The organism is uncultured Maribacter sp. (genome assembly GCF_947500405.1).
GTDB lineage: Bacteria > Bacteroidota > Bacteroidia > Flavobacteriales > Flavobacteriaceae > Maribacter_B.
On record NZ_CANMRY010000006.1, the window covers coordinates 117,704 to 136,910 of the forward strand.

General features: G+C 31.3%; 21 protein-coding genes and 1 pseudogene. 10 read left to right on the forward strand and 12 right to left on the reverse strand.

Annotated elements, in window-relative coordinates; translation table 11 throughout:
* Nucleotides 1–75: 75 nt before the first annotated feature.
* The 8 genes from Q0945_RS10010 (at nt 76) to Q0945_RS10045 (ending at nt 5,829) form a co-directional block, all read left to right on the forward strand.
* Complete coding sequence (locus Q0945_RS10010; RefSeq protein WP_013306152.1) at nt 76–366, forward strand: HU family DNA-binding protein; 291 nt, start codon at nt 76–78, stop codon at nt 364–366.
* 253 nt (nt 367–619) lie between these two features.
* Nucleotides 620–2,167: an Rne/Rng family ribonuclease gene (locus Q0945_RS10015; RefSeq protein ID WP_299434117.1), complete on the forward strand. Its 1,548-nt coding sequence runs from the start codon at nt 620–622 to the stop codon at nt 2,165–2,167.
* Between the two features lie 275 nt (nt 2,168–2,442).
* On the forward strand, nt 2,443–2,841 hold the full coding sequence (gene tssD, locus Q0945_RS10020; protein WP_299434119.1) for a type VI secretion system tube protein TssD: 399 nt from the start codon (nt 2,443–2,445) through the stop codon (nt 2,839–2,841).
* Nucleotides 2,842–2,854: 13 nt separating this feature from the next.
* A complete protein-coding gene (locus tag Q0945_RS10025; RefSeq protein ID WP_299434121.1) occupies nt 2,855–3,898 on the forward strand; it encodes a hypothetical protein in 1,044 nt (347 codons plus the stop codon).
* Entirely contained in the window at nt 3,885–4,253 is a 369-nt protein-coding gene (locus tag Q0945_RS10030) for a DUF3592 domain-containing protein (RefSeq protein WP_299434123.1), read from the forward strand. The genes Q0945_RS10025 and Q0945_RS10030 overlap by 14 nt, the downstream gene beginning before the upstream one ends.
* 41 nt (nt 4,254–4,294) lie before the next feature.
* The gene (locus Q0945_RS10035) at nt 4,295–4,687 is read left to right on the forward strand and encodes a hypothetical protein (protein ID WP_299434125.1); all 393 of its coding nucleotides are present in this window, start codon (nt 4,295–4,297) and stop codon (nt 4,685–4,687) included.
* 293 nt (nt 4,688–4,980) lie between these two features.
* Entirely contained in the window at nt 4,981–5,277 is a 297-nt protein-coding gene (locus Q0945_RS10040; protein WP_299434127.1) for a hypothetical protein, read from the forward strand.
* A gap of 81 nt (nt 5,278–5,358) precedes the next feature.
* Nucleotides 5,359–5,829 (forward strand): regulatory protein RecX, encoded by a 471-nt coding sequence (locus Q0945_RS10045; RefSeq protein WP_299434129.1) that lies wholly within the window; start codon nt 5,359–5,361, stop codon nt 5,827–5,829.
* 95 nt (nt 5,830–5,924) lie between these two features.
* Here Q0945_RS10045 and bioB read toward each other — a convergent pair whose 3' ends face one another.
* From bioB to bioA, 4 genes and pseudogenes are all read right to left on the reverse strand, one after another.
* Entirely contained in the window at nt 5,925–7,007 is a 1,083-nt protein-coding gene (gene bioB / locus Q0945_RS10050; protein ID WP_299434131.1) for a biotin synthase BioB, read from the reverse strand.
* A 132-nt stretch (nt 7,008–7,139) separates the two neighbouring features.
* Nucleotides 7,140–7,364 (reverse strand): annotated as a pseudogene (locus Q0945_RS10055) (flotillin family protein); the annotation flags it as partial.
* Between the two features lie 57 nt (nt 7,365–7,421).
* A complete protein-coding gene (locus Q0945_RS10060) occupies nt 7,422–8,573 on the reverse strand; it encodes a beta-ketoacyl synthase N-terminal-like domain-containing protein (RefSeq protein ID WP_299434133.1) in 1,152 nt (383 codons plus the stop codon).
* Between the two features lie 12 nt (nt 8,574–8,585).
* Complete coding sequence (bioA, locus tag Q0945_RS10065) at nt 8,586–9,860, reverse strand: adenosylmethionine--8-amino-7-oxononanoate transaminase (protein WP_299434135.1); 1,275 nt, start codon at nt 9,858–9,860, stop codon at nt 8,586–8,588.
* Nucleotides 9,861–9,906: 46 nt separating this feature from the next.
* On the opposite strand from bioA, the gene Q0945_RS10070 reads away from it, so the two are divergent.
* Entirely contained in the window at nt 9,907–11,391 is a 1,485-nt protein-coding gene (locus tag Q0945_RS10070) for a glycosyltransferase family 39 protein (protein ID WP_299434137.1), read from the forward strand.
* On the opposite strand, the gene bioD is transcribed toward Q0945_RS10070, so the two are convergent.
* From bioD to Q0945_RS10095, 5 genes are all read right to left on the reverse strand, one after another.
* On the reverse strand, nt 11,377–11,997 hold the full coding sequence (gene bioD, locus Q0945_RS10075; RefSeq protein ID WP_299434139.1) for a dethiobiotin synthase: 621 nt from the start codon (nt 11,995–11,997) through the stop codon (nt 11,377–11,379). The two genes, Q0945_RS10070 and bioD, sit on opposite strands and share 15 nt — an antisense overlap.
* Before the next feature lies 1 nt (nt 11,998).
* Nucleotides 11,999–12,382 carry a DUF2007 domain-containing protein gene (locus tag Q0945_RS10080; RefSeq protein ID WP_299434141.1) on the reverse strand — a complete coding sequence of 128 codons (384 nt, stop codon included), beginning with the start codon at nt 12,380–12,382 and terminating at the stop codon, nt 11,999–12,001.
* Between the two features lies 1 nt (nt 12,383).
* Nucleotides 12,384–13,541, reverse strand: a complete 1,158-nt coding sequence (locus Q0945_RS10085) for a pyridoxal phosphate-dependent aminotransferase family protein (protein ID WP_299434143.1) — start codon at nt 13,539–13,541, stop codon at nt 12,384–12,386.
* 63 nt (nt 13,542–13,604) lie between these two features.
* Nucleotides 13,605–14,174 (reverse strand): hypothetical protein, encoded by a 570-nt coding sequence (locus Q0945_RS10090; protein WP_299434145.1) that lies wholly within the window; start codon nt 14,172–14,174, stop codon nt 13,605–13,607.
* Between the two features lie 14 nt (nt 14,175–14,188).
* Nucleotides 14,189–14,785: a hypothetical protein gene (locus Q0945_RS10095; protein ID WP_299434147.1), complete on the reverse strand. Its 597-nt coding sequence runs from the start codon at nt 14,783–14,785 to the stop codon at nt 14,189–14,191.
* Between the two features lie 117 nt (nt 14,786–14,902).
* Here Q0945_RS10095 and Q0945_RS10100 point away from each other — a divergent pair, with 117 nt between their 5' ends.
* The gene (locus tag Q0945_RS10100) at nt 14,903–15,445 is read left to right on the forward strand and encodes a GNAT family N-acetyltransferase (protein WP_299434149.1); all 543 of its coding nucleotides are present in this window, start codon (nt 14,903–14,905) and stop codon (nt 15,443–15,445) included.
* A 67-nt stretch (nt 15,446–15,512) separates the two neighbouring features.
* On the opposite strand, the gene Q0945_RS10105 is transcribed toward Q0945_RS10100, so the two are convergent.
* The 3 genes from Q0945_RS10105 to Q0945_RS10115 form a co-directional block, all read right to left on the reverse strand.
* Nucleotides 15,513–15,806: a F0F1 ATP synthase subunit epsilon gene (locus Q0945_RS10105; RefSeq protein ID WP_299434151.1), complete on the reverse strand. Its 294-nt coding sequence runs from the start codon at nt 15,804–15,806 to the stop codon at nt 15,513–15,515.
* A 72-nt stretch (nt 15,807–15,878) separates the two neighbouring features.
* Complete coding sequence (gene atpD / locus Q0945_RS10110; protein ID WP_299434153.1) at nt 15,879–17,387, reverse strand: F0F1 ATP synthase subunit beta; 1,509 nt, start codon at nt 17,385–17,387, stop codon at nt 15,879–15,881.
* Between the two features lie 156 nt (nt 17,388–17,543).
* Complete coding sequence (locus Q0945_RS10115) at nt 17,544–19,190, reverse strand: G-D-S-L family lipolytic protein (RefSeq protein ID WP_299434155.1); 1,647 nt, start codon at nt 19,188–19,190, stop codon at nt 17,544–17,546.
* Nucleotides 19,191–19,207: the final 17 nt, after the last annotated feature.

Sequence of the window (19,207 nt, forward strand, 5' to 3'; positions counted from 1 at the left end):
TCTTTAGGATGAAAGATTCAATTTAATTTATATATTTGCATCCCGAAAAAACATACAGAAAATCTAAAATTCAAGATGACGAAAGCGGAAATTGTATCGAAAATCTCAGATAAACTGGGAATTGAAAAAGGAGATGTACAAGCAACTGTTGAATCTTTTATGGAAGAAGTAAAAACTTCTTTAGAAAGTGGAGATAATGTTTACTTAAGAGGTTTTGGAAGTTTTATTATTAAAACTAGAGCTGAAAAAACTGGAAGAAATATATCTAAAAACACAACAATAAAAATACCTGCTCATAATATCCCTGCATTTAAACCTGCAAAGGTTTTTGTAGAAGGAGTTAAGAGTAATGTACAAGTTAAATAGAAAAATAACCTAAAAGTAGAATTTTATGCCGAGCGGTAAGAAAAGAAAAAGACATAAGGTAGCTACCCACAAGCGCAAAAAGCGTAGGAGAGCTAACAGACACAAGAAAAAGTAGTTTTAAAACTACTTTTTCTTTTTAAATACGTTCATTGACATAGAAGTCAGACGATTTCGGCGGGTTATATATAACCTGTTTTTGGTATTATATAAACTATTAATCTGTATATTACAGATTAACCTTAAATAAATTCAGGTGAATAGAGAATTAATCGTAAGATCAAGTTCTGATTCCGTTGACTTTGCTTTACTTAAGGATGGAAAACTTACAGAATTACACAAAGAAGAAGACAATAATGATTTTTCTGTTGGCGATATTTTTATTGCCAAAATTAGAAAACCAGTTACTGGTCTTAATGCTGCATTTGTAAATGTAGGGTATGAAAAAGATGCTTTTTTGCATTATCATGACCTTGGACCGCAGTTAGCTTCAATGCTTAAATTCACAAAACAAGTAAGCACAGGGAAACTTCAAGATTATTCCCTTAAAAATTTTCCAACCGAAAAAGATATTGACAAAAATGGTGTTATAACAGATGTTATTAAAGCCAACCAATCAATATTAGTACAAATTGTAAAGGAACCAATATCCACTAAAGGGCCAAGAATAAGTTCAGAACTATCAATTGCTGGGCGTTATTTAGTAATGGTACCTTTCTCTGATCGTGTATCTGTATCACAGAAAATTGCGAGTTCAGAGGAAAAAGACAGACTTAAAAGGCTAGTACGCAGTATTAAGCCTAAAGGATTTGGAGTAATTATCCGTACAGTTGCCCAAGGCAAAAAAGTAGCAGAATTAGACAAAGATTTAGAAAACTTGCTGAACAAATGGTCGGCAATGTGTAAAAAATTATATAAAGCACCAACACCATCCAAAGTATTAGTAGAACTTACTAGAGCATCTTCTATACTTAGAGACATATTTAACGATTCCTTTACAGGTATTCATGTTGATGATGAGGCGCTTTATGAACAAATTAAAGATTACGTTCAAGAAATTGCACCTGCTAAAGAATCTATTGTAAAACAACACGCATCTAGTGTGCCTATTTTTGAAAAATTTGGTATTGAAAGGCAAATAAAAACGTCTTTTGGCCGAACTGCTTCTATGAGTAAAGGAGCATATTTAATTATAGAACATACAGAGGCACTACACGTCGTAGATGTTAACAGTGGCAATAGATCTAATAAAGCTAAAAATCAAGAAGACACAGCTTTAGAAGTAAATCTTTTAGCAGCTTCAGAAATTGCAAGACAGTTACGCTTGCGAGATATGGGAGGTATTATTGTGGTAGATTTTATTGATATGGTTAAAGCACCACATCGAAAAAAACTTTTTGACCATCTTAGAGACGAAATGAAAGATGATCGTGCAAAACATAAAATTTTGCCGCCAAGTAAATTTGGACTTATTCAAATTACTAGACAAAGAGTACGCCCAGAAATGAACATTAAAACAACAGAGGAAGACCCTAACCGATCTGGAAAGGAAGTAGAAGCTCCAATTGTTTTAATAGACAAAATTAATTTTGCTTTAGAGAAACTCTTAAAAGGTCCTGCAAAAAATAACAGTATAACACTAAATATACATCCTTTTATAGCAGCATACCTTACACAAGGTTTCCCATCTATACGTTCCAAGTGGTTTTTAGAACACAAAAGATGGATTAAAATACAACCTCGAGATGCGTATACGTATTTAGAGTACCGTTTTAAAAATAAAGACGGTAAAACCATATATTAAGCCATAATGGCTATTTATAATTTAAGCGACCTTCAGCAATGTGGGTCGCTTTTTTTTGTTTATATAAGTTTCTTCATAAATTAAGAATACATTAAAAACAATTAAAATATTCCTCTACGAATTACAAGCATTGTAAAACCTTCTTTTCGATAAAATGCACTAATTTTCTTAACTTCTCTCCATTTTTCCTACAATAAATATCCTATATTGTATATATAAAATAAAAATATCTTCCCTCATTGTAATATACAAACAACTTTTAACAAAATACATCTATGTCTTTTGAAGCAAAATTAAAATTAGACAACAAAATAATTACAATACTAGATTATTCTTTAATTGTAGATCAACAAACGGATCCTACTGGTAGACCATCTGCAAGTGTTGTTGCAGGACAAATTTCTTTAAGTTTAGAAATGAGCAATTTTACCAAAGAACTTTCTCGTTGGGCACTATCTGATACCAGTACAAAAGATGGTAAAATTGTTTTTTATAATAATAATCTTAGTGGTATTATGCGTACCATAGATTTTAAAAGTGCATTCTGTGTACGCTATACAGAAAATTTTCATCATATGAGTGCATCTCCCTACCTTATAGATATTATCATTAGTGCTAAAGATATTAGTATTGATGATGAACCTCATAAAAACAACTGGCCAATGGCTAATTAATACCCTTTTATTTATGATGAGAGATCTATTAGAGTTACGGCAATTAAATAATTACTTAAATCGTAAGTTAGAAAGCATAGTTAAACAATGCCTCAATCTAGTGGAGACTAATGATAACCCTGCTCTATTTAAGAAAAATATAATACCTTTAATTACCAGTGCTAGCAAAAGCACTACTACACATATTCTACTTTTATACAAAAGAAAAAATTGGACTAGCACTATAATTTTACCCTATGTTCAACAATACTTTATTAGTAACTGGAAAAAAGTATATGATAAATTAATATATACCTATAGTTCATACTCTTCAGGTGGCTGTATAGACGAAAAAGGAAATGCTATTACTTGCCCTATTGGTTTTGAGTATCTAGAAAATAGTAATAAAACTACTATGTTTTTCAATGATGGAACACATTGCCCCATAGAAGAATTAGATAGTGTAATTATGACGCAAAACGGCCCATATACTTATAGAGATTGGCAAGATGACATGCATACCTATAGAGAGCAAAAGTGGGATATTAAGGTTGCACAACACAAAGCGGAGTATTATGCAGGCTTACACTCTATGAGTTACAAAGTAATTATAGGTACTTTAGCAGTACCTGTTGTAATAATTGGTAGTGCTGAACTTGGTGTTTATTATGGAGCTAGAGGCGTTTTTTCATCTATCAGAAGCATGTTCTCTTTATCAACTAAAGGTGCCAAAGCAAATATAGCACGAGAATTTGGCACAGAATTTTTATCTAACGGAGGAGATATTACCAGAATAAATGGCATCTCTTTATTGGCTTCTTCTTTTTCTTCAAACATAGGAGCAGAGTTAATTGGATCTAAATATAGTTTTACAATTCATGAAGGATTTGAAAGTAACAACTTTAAAAAAACTGTTGTAAATTTTGGAGTAGGAAAAATTAACAATAAAATACAATCTAAATATCTTTCATCAATAAATACATTTCCATTTAATAATGGATTTTCAAAAGCATATTTAGGATCAATATCTGTTGGTACTCAATCGGGATTAAAAAAATTAGCTAATGAAAAAAAATAAAGATACAGACAAATTATGGGCTATATCCGTAGGTATTATCTTAATAATTTTAGCTTTATATACAATTTATAAAGACTATAGTGTTTCTGAAAATAAAAAAACAGTTATTGGCGAAATAATTAATTTTCAACACAGAAATTTAAGTTACTACTATATAGAATATAAATATACCGTTGACAAAAAAATATACACTGGTTCTTGCGGTGTTTCAGGAGATTTTATTTGTAACAATGGCAAAGAAGGATGCGTTGGAGAAAAATTTACTGTTTATTATTCTTCTACAAACCCTTCTTACAGTAAAATAGATCTTGGTCAGTACGAAGAATTTAAAACGACTGTAGAGTTTTTTGATTAAAAAATTAAGTTTCAAAAAAAAATCTATTCACAAACAATAGTATGGAGAAAAAAAATAGAAAGCCATATTTAATATTACTTGCCATTATTATATTTCTTTTATTAATCTACTTCATAGATGAAAAAGAAAAAAAAGAGCTAGAAGTCAATAAAATCTATACCATAGGAATTTTAACAGAATCATACGCTATAGTTGGAGATTTTAATTTTCGATATACATACAAGTATAATAACAAAACTTATAATGGATTAAATAACAGTAATAAAAAATGGAAAAATGAAATTGGAAAAAAATTTCTCTTAAAACTGTCTTATAAAAACCCATCTAGCTCAATACTTATGCTAAACTTCCCTATTTGTGACACTACAGTAGTTGCGCCTAAATTAGGCTGGAAAAAGATTCCTAACCATTTAATTTGTTTGGATAATGATTAATCTTCTTAATTATGTTAAATGAGCTATATAGTATTGAAAATTTTTCTTTATTAATGACTGTACTACCTGTTGCTTTGTGATTCATAGTCTTTAAGTAAGCACAGTAACTTAGAATCTAATGTAACTCAAAATATGGCTAAGTTTATGATTCATAAAAATTATAGCATTACTGCAAAAGGAATAAGTCGTGGTTTACAAAAAAAAATATGGACAATAATAAGAAATCAATTCCTGTTCTTATAATTGGGCTTTTATTATTCATTGGGATATATTTTTATATGCACAATAGAAAAATGAAGTCAGTAGAAAAACCTACTCTTTACTCAATTGGTATTGTAAAAGAATCATATGCTATTATTGGATATTTTGCATATGATTATATATACACTTACAAAAACAAATTATATAAAAAAACAGGTTCTTCTAACAAAAAACAAGATGTAGGTAAGAGATTTATTGTAAAATTTTCAAAAGAAAATCCAGTAAATTCTGAGTTAATTTTAACCCTCCCTATTTGCGACACTACTCTAACTGCACCAGAATTAGGTTGGAAAAAGATTCCTAAATATTTAATTTGTTTGGACTACTAATGAGTATATAGTATAGAAATAAGTATAAATTATAATATGCGACTCTAAAACAGAGTCGCTTTTTTTGTTTTATTTTGTGCCATGAACAACAAAAAATTCTATTCTGTAACCGAAGCTACTAAAAAAATGGAAAGCTATTGTGCTTATCAAGACCGTTGCCATAAAGAAGTAGAAACTAAATTAAGGGATATGGGAATGATTCCAGATGCTATTAATCAAATTACTACCCATCTTATCCAAGAAAATTATTTAAATGAAGAACGTTTTTCTAAAAGTTTTGCTCGTGGAAAATTTCGCATTAAAAAATGGGGCAAAAATAGAATTGTAAATGAGCTTAAACAACGACAGATAACAAAATACAATATAACTATTGCCCTTAAAGAAATTGAACAGCAGGACTATATAGAAACCTTAGATATTTTAGCCAAGAAAAGACTCTCTCAAATTAGAGAAACTAACATTCAACAAAGGAAAAAGAAGCTTGCAGACTACTTACTTTACCGCGGTTGGGAAAGTCATTTAGTTTACGAAAAACTTAAAGAACTTATTTAAAAGAAATGCGAACCTAAATAGAAATATGCTTTCAACAATACATTTTTGTATTTAGAGTAGAGGAAGCCTTGAATAATTAAACTCTCAATGAGAGATTAAGCTTTTGCCTTAGCAGCTTCGTTACGCTCTATTTTATGATCTGGCCTTGTCCATTTTGGTTTTTCTCCTAAAGAATCTAGTTTAGAGTCTTTTGCTTCTACCGTTTTTGGTTGTGCAGATTTTTTAAATGGTTGCTGCGGATTTAATCCTAAGGTTTTAAACATTTCCATATCCTCATTTACATCTGGATTAGGAGTAGTTAATAACTTATCTCCTGCAAAAATAGAATTTGCTCCTGCAAAGAAGCACATTGCTTGCCCTTCTCTACTCATTTGTGTTCTTCCTGCAGAAAGCCTAACTTGAGTTTCTGGTAATACAATTCTTGTAGTAGCTACCATACGTATCATTTCCCAAATTTCAATAGGTTTAATATCTTCCATTGGTGTGCCTTCTACGGCTACTAAAGCATTAATAGGAGTAGATTCTGGTTGCGGATTTAAAGAAGAAAGTGCTACTAACATTCCTGCTCTATCTTCTAACTTTTCGCCCATGCCTATAATACCACCACTACAAACGGTTACATTGGTTTTACGAACGTTCTCGATAGTATCTATTCTATCTTCAAAAGCACGTGTAGAAATTACATCTTTATAATAGTCTTCTGAAGTATCTAAGTTATGGTTGTAAGCGTATAAACCAGCTTCAGATAATCGTTTTGCTTGGTTTTCTGTTACCATACCTAAGGTACAGCAAACTTCCATATCTAATTTATTTATGGTACGAACCATTTCTAACACTTGATCAAATTCTGGCCCGTCTTTAACATTACGCCAAGCGGCACCCATACAAACTCTTGAGCTTCCAGACGATTTTGCTCGTAACGCTTGCGCCTTAACTTGCGAAACAGACATTAAGTCGTTCCCATCAATATCGGTATGGTATCTAGCAGCTTGCGGACAATACCCACAATCTTCTGAACAACCTCCTGTTTTTATAGAAAGTAATGTTGAAACTTGAATTTCATTAGGGTTATGTTGCTTACGGTGTATTGTAGCAGCATCATACAACAGTTCCATTAAAGGTCTGTTATAAATTTCTAAAATCTCTTCCTTAGTCCAATCATGTCTTACTTTACTCATACCTATAGACGTTTTATGTATAGCTAACAAAAATAATCTATTTAAGGCTCATATCCCAAGAAAGGAAATTCAAAAAAAAGGCTTGTTATAACTTTAGACATAACAGGCCTTTCTTATTAAAAAGAAAAAAAATTACTTCTCTTTACTACCTCCTTTAATTTCTTCCGTATTATCTTTAAAATCTACAACATCTTTCCCTTTTAAATATTCTGGCAATTGCATACCTGCCATATTAAACATTTCTTGTAAAGGTGGTACAGATTTATACATCCCTGAAATAAAGTTCGCCGTAGACCCTTTACCATCTGCAGATTTTGCTCCAGAATCCCAAACCGTAACTTTATCTATTTTAATATTTAGGTTAAAAATCCAAGATAGACTATTTTTTGAAAAAAAGTATAAGAAAAATCTCTCTTATTTAGAAAGTAAAACAGAAACCGCATTACCACCAAAACCAACAGCGTTTACCATTATTTTTTTAATTTTTGATGGGGTGTAACTTTCTACAAACGGGACATCTATAAACTCTTGATTTAGTAACATTAGGACTGCAAATTCTAGACTTAGAGCTCCTGATGCTCCAAAAGTATGCCCTACTTTCCACTTATTAGTAGTCAACGAAGGGGTTTTGTTACAAAAAACTTTTTCTATGGCTTTAAATTCGGATATATCTCCTTTTATGGTTCCTGGAGCATGCATTACAATTACATCTACATCCGCTGGGTTTGTACTTCCTAATGCCATTTTCATAGAACGTTGAAAACATTCTGCATCAGAGGATATAGAAATATTATGTTTTAAAATTTCTGTAGCATAACCAACCCCTAATATAGTTGCTAATGAATTTTCTTTTATTCCCTCTTCCAAACAAGCAATAGAAGCACCTTCACCCAAAATCATAGTATTTCTAGACTTTTCTATATCTAGAGCTAAACACGGATATTCCTCTTTACTATTAGAGTATATTTTTAAGGCCTTCATTTGCGCAATAGTAAAAGGGGTTAGTGGCGCCTCACTACCACCAACCATAAATTTATTTACCATACCACTTTGTATCCAAGCCACTCCATTAAGAAGCGCATGTAACGCCGTGGAACAAGTTATAGAATGCGATATTTCTGGCCCTTGGGTTTGTAAATCATGTGCTAACCATGAAGAAATATTACCTAATGTTGTCGTTGGAGAACTTAAAGTTGATGTTTTGCTTTCTTGTAAAAACTCTTGGTGGTATTTCTCAAATAAAGCAGTTGCTCCTCTGGAAGAACCCATATTTATCCCAAAACCATCTTCTGCATTCCATTGTGCCATTTTCATGGCTTTTCTAGATGCTAACAAAGCAAAAAGTACGGTGTTATCTAAACTTTTATATTTAGAATCGGACTGCTTTAATATTTCTATTTTAGCAATACTTTTTTTAGATAAACTTGCTACCCATTCTTCACTACTTTCAAAACTCTTTTTTTGAAAAAAATGTTGCTGCTTTTTATAATTTGCCCAGACTTCTTCTAAAGAATCTCCTAGTGGAGAAATAGAGCCAATTGCGGTTATGGAAATAGGTTTTATCAAAACTAATACGTATCAAACAATTTCTAAAGCACTTTTAATAGTACTATATATTTTCTGCATTTGTGCCTCAGAAACTACATAAGGTGCTAATATATAAATAGTATTCCCCAGAGGTCGTAAAAACACCCCATTATCCATAAAATGTTTAAATAATTTATCTCTTAGATTACCGTAACGCTCCATTTTAATAGCTAAGTCTAATGCAAAAATAATTCCGCATTGTCTGGTATTAGCAACTTTTGGATGGTTTTTTATTTCCTCATTAAACTTTTGATGCGATGCAATTATGCGATTTATGTTTTTTTGCATTTTATCGGATTGCAACAATTCTATACCTGCTAAAGCAGCAGTACAAGCTATTGGGTTTGCTGTATAGGTATGCCCATGAAATAATCCTTTTGCAATATCATCACTATAAAAAGCATCATATACCTTTTGCGTACAACTAGTAATTGCCATAGGAACCAAACCAGCGGTAAGCGCTTTAGACATGCATATAACATCTGGTTTTACAGACATATAATCCGAGGCAAAGTTCTTGCCTGTTTTACCAAAACCTGTCATTACCTCATCTGCAATGGTAATTACATTATGCTGTTTTAAGACGGTTAATATTTTATTTAATCCGTCTGCATCATGCATTTTCATTGCTGCAGCTCCTTGTACTAATGGCTCATAAATAAAACCTGCTATATCTGCTTTTTTTAATCTAGTTTGTAAATTTAAAATAATGGTATCTATATTTTCTACTGTAGGTGTAGGAATACGTTCTACCTCAATAAAAAAATCTTCGAATGGACCATTATAAACAGAAAGGCTAGAAACCGACATGGAGCCAAAAGTATCCCCATGAAATCCGTCTTCAAAAGCTAACATAACTTGGCGTTTATTCCCTTGATTAAAATGGTATTGCAAAGCCATTTTAATACCTATTTCTGTAGAAGTAGAACCGTTATCAGATAAAAATAATTTTTTCTGATTTTCTGGCAATATCTTTATTAATGTTTCTGATAAAAGTACCGCTGGTTCATGGGTAAAACCACTAAAAACCACCTGATCTAAAGTTTGCATTTGCTTGTATGCCTTTTCTACAATGTAATCATTACAGTGCCCATACATACAGGTGTACCACGAAGCTATACCGTCTATATACTCTTTTCCTTCCTCATCATACAATAAAGCTTCTTTTGCTTTTGTTATTGCTAACATGCTGGAATGCAATTTGTGTTGTGTTAACGGATGCCACAAATGCTTTTTATCTCTTTCTGATAGATTTTTCGCCTTCATTATTTTATCTATCTTGCAAAGATGAGAAATAATCATATACATGTTAATGACTAAAGCACTAATATCTAAACTAACTCTTAATTATTCACAATTAAAAAGTAGAAGTGTATTTTTATTACTCTGTATTATATCATTTATTCTACGTTTTCCTTTTTTCTTTAGAGATTATATAGACCGAGATGAAAGTACCTTTATTCTTTTAGGACAATCTTGGGTAGAAGGGCATTTACCTTATACACAATTATGGGACTTAAAGCCTCCTATTACTTTTCTGTTTTTTGCAACTATAATTTCTATTTTTGGCAAAAGTTTCATTGCTCTTAGAGCCATAGGAGTTTTAATTGTAGCTAGCACAGCTTTTTTTACGTATAAAACTGCTCTATCAATAACCACTAAAAAAGTAGCTTTTTGGTCTTCTTTCTTATGTGTTAGCTTATTAAGTATGTTAGGAAGTCTACAAGGTGTAATGTCTGAGCATATTTGTATGTTCTTTTTTATGCCAGGATTATATGTAATTGTTGCTAAGAATAAGTGGCAGTGGCATTTTTTGGCAGGTATTTTATTTGGCCTGTCTGTTATGACCAAATTAAATATGGCTTACCCTATTTTAATTATAGGATTATATAATATATACAGAGCTATAAAAAATAATGCCTTTAAAAAAGGCTTCGTAAATTCTATGGCTTTTGGCATAGGAATAATTATTCTTTTTTTACTTACTATACTACCATATTACCTAAAAGGAATTACCGAAACTTGGTGGAAATCTGTAATACTTGCTCCATTAGAATATACAAATGCCAGAAGATATTCTTTCTTAAAAATGGCTCCTATTTTTTTATGCATAGGCGGTTTTATTTTCGTGCTTTGGAAAAAGAAAATGATAGATTTTAAAAAGCAACAATTACAATTATTACTATTTATAATTATTGGTGTTTTACTTTCCTTTATACAAGGAGGTAGAATAAATGGGCACTACTTAATACAACTACACCCTGTTTTAGTAATTTTTGTAGCTATAGCAGTTTCTAAAATTACATTCTTTAAAAAAGTAAACTACCAACCAATTGCTTTAATACTACTTTTATTTATGCCTACAGAAAGTTATATAGAAGCGGTTAATGTTATTAAAAATAAAATAGAACGAAATACTTTTTTAAATGGCGAAGGTATTTCTGTTCCAGAATATATTTTAAAAAATAATCTTTCTACTAAAAATATTCTTTTTTTAGAATATCATATTGGGTATTGGCAACTTGGAAAACTACCTCCTACAAAAGCTGCTACACACCCAAGTAATTTATGTAGAGATGAGCTTTTTAGATTTTTTAATAATCCTAGAAAAAACTCTATAGAAGAGCTAATATATATTATGGAAGTTCTACAACCAAAAACTGTAATAGCACGAAAGAATAAACGCATTTTTGACAAAAAAGAAATAGAAGAAAACGAATATATTGATGCTTATTTATCTACACATTACACACTTAAAGCAACTGTAGAAAAAGCCGAAATTTTAGAAAGAAAGTAATTGCTCTTTAAATAACGTAGCATATTTTTTTACCACTTCAGGAGTAAAAATTTCTTCCTCATTAATTCTTCCAATTACTGGTATTCCAGTTTTTTTAAAAATAATTTCTTCTGTAGTTTTATGTTCATTTCCACTAAAAACCAAAGCAATATTCTTAATACCTTTATTTTGCAAAGCCTGCAAGGTTAATAAGGTATGGTTTATACTTCCTAAATAATGCCTTGAAACTACAAGAACCTTATAGTCTGGTTTAATAATATCTAATATTGTGTTCGTATCATTTAAAGGAACTAATAGTCCTCCAGCACCTTCAATAACTAAGTGGTTATTTGTTTTTGGCTCTTTTATCTCTTTTAAATTAATAACAACACCATCTATTTCTGCCGCCGCATGCGGACTCATAGGAGTTTTAAGTGCGTAACTATTAGGAAAAATCTTAGTTTTAGAATTAGATACAAATTTTTTTATTTTATGACTATCAGAATCTTCTAATTCTCCTGCTTGTACAGGTTTCCAATAATCTGCCTCTAAGGCTTCTACAAAAATTGCAGAAGCTACTGTTTTACCTACTTCCGTAGAAATTCCTGTTACAAATATTTTTTGCATACTATTCTGGCTTTGTTATTATACCACAATTAAGGCATTTGTATTTTCTTTTTTCAAAAAAGGGAAACAATTTATAAAGTATAGAATCTCTTTTATAAAAAACCTCAGACTTTTTTGCCTTGCAGTTTGGACATTCTATGAGGTTTCCATTTGCATCTATAGCATATGCTCTTATATCATTATATACTTTTAAGGCTCGTTCTTTATCTTTTGTATATACTTGTAGCTTTACACCTCCTATGGCGTTACTTATTAAAGGGTCTGAATTTAAGGTATTTTCATCTCTTAAAAACACTGGAATACCTTCGGATTCTAATTTTCCTTTAATTATTTGCACATCTGCGACAAACTCAAAAGAGCCAAGCATATAAAACTTATCTTCCATACTACTTAATAAAGCTTGCTAAAATTTGAAGGACTAGCCCAATTTCTTCTTTAGAGTTATGAGAATGTATACAAAAACGAAGTCTTTCTTGGCCTTCTTTTACTGTTGGCGCTAATATAGCTTTTACATTAAACCCTTTTTCTTGTAATTTTTCTGCCACTTTTTTAACCTTTCCGTTTCCTGGAATAAGACAACATTGTATTGCCGAATTACTAGGTATAAATAAATCCTGAAGTTTTAAATCTTTAACCTTCTTCTTAAAAAATTCTATTTTTTCCTTTAAATCTTTTCTAGCCTTTTCACCTTCTTCATCCGCTACAAATTTAACAGCAGCTGTAATTGTCGCTACAGTATGAGGAGGTAATGCAGTAGTATAAATAAAACTCCTAGAAAAATTTACCAGATATTCTTTTAACTGTTCGCTTCCTAAAACGGCAGCACCATGACTACCAAAGGCTTTTCCAAAAGTTACTATCCTAGCAAAAACATCTTTATATGCTTTATTCTGCTGTACTAACCCTTCTCCTTGAGCTCCAAAAATACCAACAGCATGAGCTTCATCTATTATTAGATGAAAACCATTTTTTTTTGAAAATTTAATTAGTGTATCTATATCCGGAGAGTCTCCATCCATAGAAAAAATAGATTCGGTTACAATATAAATTTCTCCATTAAAGTCTTTTTGAGTAGCCTGATTAATCTTCTCCTCTAAATCTACTATGCTATTATGATTAAACTTATAACTTTTGGCATTACTTAATAAAATACCATCCCGAATACTAGCATGTATTAGAGCATCAAACAAAACAATATCTCCTCTTTGTGGAATAGCACTAAAAAACCCCAAATTAGCGTCGTAACCAGAATTAAAAACCAAGGCACTATCCGATTTAAAGAACGAAGCTAAATCTTGCTCTAAAGTAGAATATAAATCATGATTTCCTGAAATTAGTCTGGAGCCAGTAGCACCATTATGAGAAACTCCCTTATTCAATAAAAGTTGAAACGTATTTGCGTATAAAGTTTCGTTAGTTGCAAAACTCAAATAATCATTAGAAGAAAAATCTACCAAATTACTAGAAACAGGCAAACTCCGAAGGGCTGCTTCTTGCTTCCTTTTTTTTAGTTTTTTATTTAAAATAGAGGGGAAATTGCACATACCCCAAATTTAATATCTTTTACCTTTACAAAACACATTTTAAAACATTGAAATTGTATTTTTTTATTTAGATACTGTAAAGTTTAATACTAGTGGTTGGTCTTCTGAAATAATATGTTCTATCCCTACAGAAGGTCTATAAGAGTTATAGTCGCTATACAAAGTTAAATAACTAAAATCTAATTGATATTTACCTTCTTCCACTAAAATAATTCCTATTCTAGATTCATAAATATTTGTATCAGAATTTAATATTGTAAATACTTGACTAGTGTAATTAATACCTCCTTTTTCTGACAATAAGTACTTTTCATCAATACTAACCCCTTGATAACTATCTGAAAATGATGAGTATTTTAACATTCCAAATCCGTAAGTAAATTTATTTACTCCTGAGGTTTCATATACATCCAAATCTGTAGATTGGGCTTCTTCTGGTAAATATCTACTAAAATTTAGTTCAAAAAAAAGCGTATCCCCTACTATATAATTTTCTTTGTTTTCTATTTTTAAAGCATTTTTTACCTCTAATTCTATAGTGCTCCAGTTTATATAATCATCATCTAGAGGAGAACATTGTGTCCAAAATAAACTACCTAGACCAATCCCTAATAATGCAATATATTTTTTCATAGTTTATTATTCTTTTAAAAACGATATCCGGCTTTAATTCCTGTTCTTACCAAGCCAATATCATAAATCCATATCTCTTTTAAATTTGTACGTACTCCAAATTGCGCTTCTAAAACTAATCTATTTTTAAGTAGTAAAAACCTATAACCAACTCCTGTTCCTAATCCTATATTTTCAATTTTTTGAGAACCATACTCATAAGTGTAAACACCGTAACCTAAATTATTTACTGATCTAGAAATACGTCTTCCTGTATTCACTTCTGCTTCATTATAAGAACCTAAAACCTCTACAAAAAAACTCCTTTTTTGTGTACTATGAATATATAATCTTACAAAAGGATTTATTTCTAAATTTACATTATAAACACTATATCCATCGTGTTTTTCTAAATTTAAATCATTATGACTATTACTATAATTGGTAACTCCTACCCCTCCAGTAAAATATTTACTAATAGTTCTTTCATAACTAATATTCAAACTACCCAAAGTAACATAACTAATATTAGAAGAAAATTGATTATAATATTGTAAAGCTATTTCTTCTTGTACGTAATTACTAAGAGTAATACATAAAACAAAAAATATAGTTAAAAATGGTTTGGTCATTGTTAGTGTTTTAAACATAGACAACAAAAACTAATTTAGTTGCTTTTATCAAAGTTATTGTAATGTTAAGGAATATTATATTTGTATTATATAATCTATTTTTAAAATATTTTATCAATGATGAGCAAGAATATATTATACTGTAAAACAAAAACTAAAAATGAAATACAACAAATACTAGTTCTTCAAAAACAAAACTTGCCTAATAATTTATCTACAGAAGAAAAAATAAAAGAAGGTTTTGTATCCGTATCTCATACCTTAGATCTTCTAGAAGAAATGAATGCTATTTGCGCGCATACAATTGCAAAACATAATGGAAAAATAATTGGCTATGCACTCTCCATGAATCCTATATTTGCTGATAAAATAGAATTATTAAAACCTATGTTTAGCCAAATTAATGAGCTACTTCCTGAACAAAAAAATTATATAGTAATGGGGCAAATATGCATTGCCAAAAATTACAGAAAAAAAGGAGTTTTTAGAAATTTATACAAAGAAATGGAGCGCACATTAATACCAAAATATAATTGTATTATTACCGAAGTTGACTTTAAAAATAAAAGGTCATTAAATGCGCATACCGCAATTGGCTTTAAAATTTTAGGTAACTATATTTCAGCAAACCAAGAATGGGTATTATTAATACTTGGTTAAAAATAAATTTAAAACAAAAGAGCCATACAGTTATGTATGGCTCTTTTGTTTATATTATAATTAAAAATTAATCTGCTAACACGATAATTTTATTATTATTCATTTCTATAGTTCCAGAACTAATCTTAATAGTTAAAATTTTGTCATCATCTATATGAGGAACTATTTCTCCATGAAGATCATCAAGAACTAAATGAGATTGAGAATGAGTATGAATTTTAATAGTCCCAGACTTTAAAATAGATACTATAGATGCGTGATTTTCTAAAATCTGAAACTCACCATTTACTCCTGGTAAAACTACAGAGTCCACATCACTACTAAACAATATAGCTTCTGGTGATACAATTTCTAAATACATATTTTTTAGTTATGAGTTATGAGTTACGAGTTATGAGCAAATCTTTACTCTATAACTCATAACTCTGAACCTTTATGCTTCTGCAAGCATTTTTTCTCCTGCTTCAATAGCTTCCTCGATAGTACCTTTAAGATTAAAAGCAGATTCTGGAAGATGATCTAACTCTCCATCCATAATCATATTAAACCCTTTAATAGTCTCTTTAATGTCTACTAAAACACCTGGTATACCAGTAAATTGTTCTGCTACATGGAAAGGTTGAGATAAGAAACGTTGTACACGCCTTGCTCTACCTACTGCAGATTTATCTTCTTCAGATAATTCTTCCATACCTAATATGGCAATAATATCTTGTAATTCTTTATAACGTTGTAATAACTCTTTTACACGTTGCGCACAACCATAGTGGTCTTTTCCTAAAATTTCTGGAGATAAAATTCTTGATGTAGAATCTAATGGATCTACCGCTGGGTAGATACCTAACTCCGCAATTTTACGTGATAATACTGTAGTTGCATCTAAGTGAGCAAATGTTGTTGCTGGTGCTGGATCCGTTAAATCATCTGCAGGTACATAAACCGCTTGTACAGATGTAATAGAACCTCTTTTTGTTGATGTAATACGCTCTTGCATAGCACCCATTTCTGTTGCTAATGTTGGTTGGTAACCTACTGCAGAAGGCATACGACCTAATAGTGCTGATACCTCAGATCCTGCTTGCGTAAAACGGAAAATATTATCTACAAAGAAAAGTACATCTTTACCTTGCCCTTCTCCTGCTCCATCACGGAAATATTCTGCAATTGTTAAACCAGATAATGCAACACGTGCACGTGCTCCAGGTGGCTCATTCATCTGTCCAAAAACAAAAGTTGCTTTAGAATCTTTCATTGCAGATTTATCTACTTTAGATAAATCCCATCCACCATCTTCCATAGAATGCAAAAAGTCGTCTCCGTACTTAATAATACCAGACTCTAACATCTCACGTAATAAATCGTTTCCTTCACGAGTACGTTCTCCTACTCCTGCAAAAACAGATAAACCACCATGTCCTTTTGCAATATTGTTAATTAATTCTTGAATTAATACGGTTTTACCTACTCCGGCTCCACCAAATAAACCAATTTTACCACCTTTCGCATAAGGCTCAATAAGGTCTATTACTTTAATACCTGTAAATAATACTTCGGTAGAAGTAGATAAATCTTCAAATTTTGGTGCCTCACGGTGAATTGGAAGACCATCTTTACCAGCTTTTGGCAAATCTCCTAAACCATCAATAGCATCTCCAATTACGTTAAATAGACGTCCGTAAACATCATCACCAATTGGCATTTGAATTGCACTACCTGTTGCTAAGACTTCTGTTCCTCTACTTAAACCATCTGTAGAATCCATAGAAATTGTACGAACAGTATTTTCTCCTACATGAGATTGTACTTCTAATACAAGTTTAGAACTATCTTTATTAACAATTTCTAATGAATCGTAAATTTTTGGAAGGTCTGCTCCGGATTGAAATTCTACATCCACTACTGGCCCAATAATTTGGGAAACTTTACCTGTAACTTTAGACATTACTTACGTGTTTAAGTATTTAGTATTAATTAAGCCAAATTTGGCTTCTATTTTCAGGCTGCAAAGATACGGTTTAAACCTTAAATTAAAAACAGTTTAAACAAAAAAAAGGAGCAATAACAATATTGCTCCTTTTTGCATACTATTTATTTTATGTTATTGTAATGCAGGGGAATAATTTGTTGGGTAATCTTCAGGATTATTTACGTTTCCTGACAAAACAAAGTTTGACCCAAAAGTAGCATCAATTTGTTCTAAAAATTTATTTGCCATTACTGCATAACCTCTACTTGTTAAGTGTATACCATCTAAGCTTACTAAACCACCAGTGACTAAATCCGTAGTAAATGTAAATTCTCCAGCTTCCAAACCTGTTGTAGAAGCTACTGATAAAATACTATTTAAATCTACCAAAGCAATATCTGAATTTGCACTTGCCACAGCTGCTATAGTTTGGTTATAAGCATCTGTTGCTTGTTTAATTTCTAGCTGCTCACTAGGTAATAACACCCATTTATCTTCTAAAGGAAGAGATACTCCTTCTACAGAAAATTGACCAGCAAGTTGCAAAGTTAATCCTTGGTTCATTAATGACGCTACTGATTTTGTATTAATTTCCCCTATAGTAGAACTACTTGGCAATACAAACAAATCATCTTCTGTGGCTTGTCTTGCTTGTCCATAGGCGTTTCCTAATAAATTTGCTACAAGAGGTGCTGCTTGCGCTGGCAAACCAAATTGTTGTATAAAAATTGGAAAGGTATCACTTGCCTCTAAAGCTCCTGCTATTTGTGCAGATAAATCATCTAATGTCTCGTCTTTAATTACTACAGCACTTGCTGCTGTTTCCGAAAACTCTATAACACGATTTGGTTGCTCCAAAGCAATAAATATTTGATTAATTGCTCCATAAATAGTATTTAATATTGGAATTTGAGACCCAAAATCTTCATTTGTTGGATCTAAAGGATTGTGCGGTACAGTTGTAAAATGTGGTAAATCTGTAATATAAGGCACATTAGTAACTACTCCTTTTGCTCCATTAGATGTAAGTGTTGTAACTAAAGTATTAAAAGCAAAATCAAAAGTATTTATATCTGTTATCGCATTTGTACCGTCTCCACCAGTTGTTGCATACCCTAGAACATCATTTCCTCCAATTTCTGATAAGGTAAAAAATGTAGGGTTTTGTGCCATAGCCAACTCTAACAAAGAAGCATTTGGATTATCTGCTGCTAAACGTATTGCATAAGGGTTTGCCGCTGCAGGAAAATTAGCAATACTACCATACCCATTTCCTAATAAATGAAAACTTTTAGCGCCTGGTACTCCTAGGTTCTTAAATGTTCCTGTTGGGTTATTAAGCAAAAAGTCTGTTGTTGGTGTTATATCGCCAATTACATCTTTTAAAGCAGCTGGTCCTTTACCATCAAAAACTAATCTTGGCTTAAATAAAGTATCTGTCTGTGCATTTATTACCAAATTTCCACCCAACACAAGTCCTCCAATATTATCATTCATTAAAGGCTGTGTAAAATCTCCTCCTCCTAGCATTTGGAATTTCTTTGACAATAAATTTGGGAAAGAATTTTCTTGAGCCGCTTTAAATAGAGCGTTATCTGTAAAACCTGCTGTAAAAGAAGCTCCAAGCGCTACATAATTAGAAAAATCTACAGAACCTGCGGTTAAATCTGGCAACTCTGCAACTATTTCCTCTTCTACAAGGTCAACATCTTCAATATCATTACATGCCACAAAAGCACTAATGACAAGTAATGGTAGTATGTATTTTATATTTTTCATTGTAATTTTTTTAAGTT

Bases quoted from the DNA above. Each gene is read 5' to 3' on its own strand.
- Q0945_RS10010 (WP_013306152.1), top strand. From the start codon at position 76: ATGACGAAAGCGGAAATTGTATCGAAAATCTCAGATAAACTGGGAATT.
- tssD (WP_299434119.1), top strand. From the start codon at position 2,443: ATGTCTTTTGAAGCAAAATTAAAATTAGACAACAAAATAATTACAATA.
- Q0945_RS10025 (WP_299434121.1), top strand. From the start codon at position 2,855: ATGATGAGAGATCTATTAGAGTTACGGCAATTAAATAATTACTTAAAT.
- Q0945_RS10030 (WP_299434123.1), top strand. From the start codon at position 3,885: ATGAAAAAAAATAAAGATACAGACAAATTATGGGCTATATCCGTAGGT.
- Q0945_RS10035 (WP_299434125.1), top strand. From the start codon at position 4,295: ATGGAGAAAAAAAATAGAAAGCCATATTTAATATTACTTGCCATTATT.
- Q0945_RS10040 (WP_299434127.1), top strand. From the start codon at position 4,981: ATGAAGTCAGTAGAAAAACCTACTCTTTACTCAATTGGTATTGTAAAA.
- Q0945_RS10045 (WP_299434129.1), top strand. From the start codon at position 5,359: ATGAACAACAAAAAATTCTATTCTGTAACCGAAGCTACTAAAAAAATG.
- bioB (WP_299434131.1), bottom strand. From the start codon at position 7,007: ATGAGTAAAGTAAGACATGATTGGACTAAGGAAGAGATTTTAGAAATT.
- bioA (WP_299434135.1), bottom strand. From the start codon at position 9,860: ATGAAGGCGAAAAATCTATCAGAAAGAGATAAAAAGCATTTGTGGCAT.
- Q0945_RS10070 (WP_299434137.1), top strand. From the start codon at position 9,907: ATGACTAAAGCACTAATATCTAAACTAACTCTTAATTATTCACAATTA.
- bioD (WP_299434139.1), bottom strand. From the start codon at position 11,997: ATGCAAAAAATATTTGTAACAGGAATTTCTACGGAAGTAGGTAAAACA.
- Q0945_RS10080 (WP_299434141.1), bottom strand. From the start codon at position 12,382: ATGGAAGATAAGTTTTATATGCTTGGCTCTTTTGAGTTTGTCGCAGAT.
- Q0945_RS10085 (WP_299434143.1), bottom strand. From the start codon at position 13,541: ATGTGCAATTTCCCCTCTATTTTAAATAAAAAACTAAAAAAAAGGAAG.
- Q0945_RS10090 (WP_299434145.1), bottom strand. From the start codon at position 14,174: ATGAAAAAATATATTGCATTATTAGGGATTGGTCTAGGTAGTTTATTT.
- Q0945_RS10095 (WP_299434147.1), bottom strand. From the start codon at position 14,785: ATGACCAAACCATTTTTAACTATATTTTTTGTTTTATGTATTACTCTT.
- Q0945_RS10100 (WP_299434149.1), top strand. From the start codon at position 14,903: ATGATGAGCAAGAATATATTATACTGTAAAACAAAAACTAAAAATGAA.
- Q0945_RS10105 (WP_299434151.1), bottom strand. From the start codon at position 15,806: ATGTATTTAGAAATTGTATCACCAGAAGCTATATTGTTTAGTAGTGAT.
- atpD (WP_299434153.1), bottom strand. From the start codon at position 17,387: ATGTCTAAAGTTACAGGTAAAGTTTCCCAAATTATTGGGCCAGTAGTG.
- Q0945_RS10115 (WP_299434155.1), bottom strand. From the start codon at position 19,190: ATGAAAAATATAAAATACATACTACCATTACTTGTCATTAGTGCTTTT.